Source organism: Candidatus Omnitrophota bacterium (assembly GCA_028716565.1).
Classification (GTDB): domain Bacteria; phylum Omnitrophota; class Gorgyraeia; order Pluralincolimonadales; family Pluralincolimonadaceae; genus Pluralincolimonas.
Window position 1 is genome coordinate 1 of record JAQUPL010000016.1, and the last position, 3,102, is coordinate 3,102.

6 protein-coding genes are annotated in these 3,102 nt (G+C 53.8%); all 6 read right to left on the reverse strand.

The annotated features are described in order from the left end of the window. Nucleotides 1-183: 183 nt before the first annotated feature. Nucleotides 184-411, reverse strand: coding sequence for a hypothetical protein (locus tag PHO67_08970; GenBank protein ID MDD5547268.1), 228 nt, complete (start codon nucleotides 409-411; stop codon nucleotides 184-186). 12 nt (nucleotides 412-423) lie between these two features. Beyond that, the gene (locus PHO67_08975) at nucleotides 424-606 is read right to left on the reverse strand and encodes a hypothetical protein (protein MDD5547269.1); all 183 of its coding nucleotides are present in this window, start codon (nucleotides 604-606) and stop codon (nucleotides 424-426) included. A gap of 125 nt (nucleotides 607-731) precedes the next feature. Then, nucleotides 732-1,607 (reverse strand): hypothetical protein, encoded by an 876-nt coding sequence (locus PHO67_08980; GenBank protein ID MDD5547270.1) that lies wholly within the window; start codon nucleotides 1,605-1,607, stop codon nucleotides 732-734. A gap of 152 nt (nucleotides 1,608-1,759) precedes the next feature. Then, nucleotides 1,760-2,470, reverse strand: coding sequence for a hypothetical protein (locus tag PHO67_08985; protein MDD5547271.1), 711 nt, complete (start codon nucleotides 2,468-2,470; stop codon nucleotides 1,760-1,762). Between the two features lie 235 nt (nucleotides 2,471-2,705). Beyond that, nucleotides 2,706-2,861: a hypothetical protein gene (locus PHO67_08990; protein MDD5547272.1), complete on the reverse strand. Its 156-nt coding sequence runs from the start codon at nucleotides 2,859-2,861 to the stop codon at nucleotides 2,706-2,708. Beyond that, on the reverse strand, nucleotides 2,854-3,102 hold a 249-nt coding region (locus PHO67_08995), incomplete at its 5' end, for a hypothetical protein (GenBank protein ID MDD5547273.1). The genes PHO67_08990 and PHO67_08995, both read right to left, overlap by 8 nt.

The following is a 3,102-nucleotide window of genomic DNA, read 5'->3' on the forward strand; positions in this document are numbered from 1 at the left end:
AGCGCCTCGGTTCGGCAGTGGTTGACTTCGATTCCTGAACGATGGTAGCATAGGCTCGTCCCGGTTCTATCCTCGTTTACTGCAGACCTTGCGACCCTATGGGAGCCTCGTACGCCCCCTAATTAGCTTTCCCCCGTGAGAGCTCGAAAGCCCCTTGCAGACGCCTGCAGGGGGCTTCTGCTTTCATGCGAAGTCGTCGACATCTTCGCCTTCGGCATCCTCGTCGAGGTCGCCATCAGGCTTCTGTGCGGGCGGTTTGAGGTTCTTGAGGTATTCGGTGGTCTCGGTTGCCAGCTGCTCTTCTGCACTGATGAGGGGCTCAGGAATGACTGTTTTCTCTTCGGGGGTTGGAGTCGCTAGCCCCTTTGCAGCAATGATGCCGGCGTACTTGTCGTTGCATTCTTTGAACATGGGGTCCTCCAGTTAGCTCTCGATTTCGTCAATTTTGATTGACATTTTCGAGTGTACATAGGTGATAGGGGCGTCGGTGTTGGGGTCGACTTCAACTGATCCCATTCCAGGCCCGCTTTCGATGCTATTGGGGATCGTATTTGTGACTCGGATTTTGAGCGGGCCGTCGTTGTGGATTCTGACTGCTATGGTCATTTGGGTTCTCCAAATAGGGGTTGGCCCCCCTGTTCGCACGTTTTCTCACTAAACGGAAACAGAAGGGCCACTGAGGGGGGATTTCCTACCGATACGAGTCGAGTGTAGCACGAATTTGCTGGCGTCTAGCCTGTTTTTCTGTACGGAACGGCATTGTCATTGGCGGGTGGTGTTGGACACTCTACTTCCCCGTCTTCATTCAGTAATCGCATGATGGTACTGAATGACAGGTTGAAGTAGCCCCCGACACCTTGGTCGTCGTAGACACCGTAGTCGTTGCCCCATGAATTGACGAACCAGCCTACTTTCTGGTCAAAGTCAATACCAATCCACCCATATTCGTGGCCACCTTCAATAGTCGCATTTGCGTCTATTGAAACCTGTCCACAACGTGTTGTGCTAAACATTGACGAATACCAATTGGTTCCAATGATGCAGGGCCCTTTCTGTAGAGCCTTCTGCATTTCTACAAAGTCAGTGACAGTCTTGAAACCGCTGAATACGTAGTGACCGTCTACCTTTACTTTGGTGGTAGCACCTGTCAGTACGGAGTATCCATCGCTCCCGGTGTCATCAGGTAACCATGTACCCTTGTATGAGTCCAGGACTGTAGCCCAATGGTACATGTCATCGCCAAGGAGTTCTGCTACTTCGGTTTCTTGGAACCCTAGGAATGGAGCATTGTTGTAGATGTTGGTGCATGCATAACCAGTACATCTGCCAACATTGGTTTGGTTTACCCTACGCTTCAAATGAGTAGGCCAAATGACGTTCGAAAGGTCGCCCGCAATGAGGTACTGGGCTTTCTTGCGTCCTACCATGCGCTTGGCATGGTGGACTCGCCCGAGCTTCGGGTGCTCCCCAGTGGCCCGAGCCTTCTGCATGGCGTTGCAGGCGAAGCGCTTGAAGGGTAGGACGCTGACAGGGGCGGCGCCGGCTACGGGTGCTCCCCCGGTTGCCCAGGGCGAGCCGGCAGCAGAGAGCCCGCCGACGGCGGGCATTCCGCCCTGTTCGACGACGGGGCTCGCCCCTCCGAATGAGGCGGGCCAACCTCCGAATGCGGCGGGTTGGGGAGTGACGGGCTTCTCTTGACAGCTGGCGGCTAAGAGAAGAGTGATGCAGAACAGAACAAACAGTCCGTAAAGACGTCTGGTCACTTGACACCCATTGAATGACGGAGTTGAAGTGCTCGACCTTCGATGGCAGTAGTGTTGCTACCAAAGGACTTCACCAACAGGATGATTTCTTCGATGGCGGCTACCACTGGTAGCACTAACGCAGTGACGTCAAGTGTATCTTCTGACGCGGCAATCGCTGCTTGTACAGCGTTGTCCTTGATCTGAAGAAGCATGGTCATCTTCTCGAATGCTCGGGCAAGCTGAGCTCGCGCTACATCTTGTTGTGCAGGCGGAAGTAGCGGGATGACCGCGTATGCAGCGACCTGCAGGTTCACAGCTTCGCTGTGCACTTGCTGTTCGAAGATGACTACTTTGTCGATTGCGGGGCGGAGGTTTTTGCAGCTGACGGTTGCGAAACTTACTGCAAACACGAGTACGAGGGCTGCGGTAGCCTTCGATTCGGTAAGGACGCGCTTGCCCACATGCCAAATTGCGATTGCAAGTGCACCAATTTCAGCGCCATTTGAGGTAGCAAAAACCACAAGTTCTTCGTAGCGCTTGCCCTCTATGAAACCTTGTCCTGCAGCGGCGAGAATACCAAGGGTTAGAGGGGCGAACCATTGAACGGCTTTCGGAAGCTTCGGGATGAAGGAGAAGGCCTTATCTCGGATGATGGGAGTGTTCCACAGTTTGAGTAGGACTGTTACTGCGGTTGCAATGAGAGGGGTGAGTAACTGTTGGTTCATGGGTTTACTTTCTATTGGTTTTGGAGATACTCAGTGAAAATCTTGGCCATTTGCTTGTATTGCCGCCGTTCATTCTCTGTGCAGAGATCGGTCCAGCCGACAATCACATTGTAGATGAACCAGCCTTCCTCAGTGGAGTACATTCCGCTGATAAGGTCCTGGAAGATGTCCCCCGCCCATGCAATGCGGACATCGGGGGAGGATGAAGCGGGAAGGGGGATGTGATTGAAAGTGCTCATGGTATTGGTGGTATCGGCGACGCAATCACGACCGCTGCAATCGCCTTGCGTGCCTTTGGAAAGAGCGCCCACAGAATGGCAGATACACCTAGCGCCCCGACGGATGCATAGGTGTACGCCTTCATCAACTTCTTGACCTTCTTCTTAGCCATATCGCACCACAATGTAGAGTACCGCAACAAGGGCTGTCAGGATAGCGATGCCAGCGACAATGCGCCAATTACCCGTGATGCTGAATCCGCCAGGACCGCCGACTGTCACAGGGATGGATTTTGCAGCTTTGACTTCTTGCTGCCAATTCTCGAGAGCATCGAGCCGTTCCTCATGCTCGTGAAGCTCGCGGTAGATGTGCTCGCGTTCGGGCTCTAGGAGCTTCTCGGGCGCCTCGGTGTC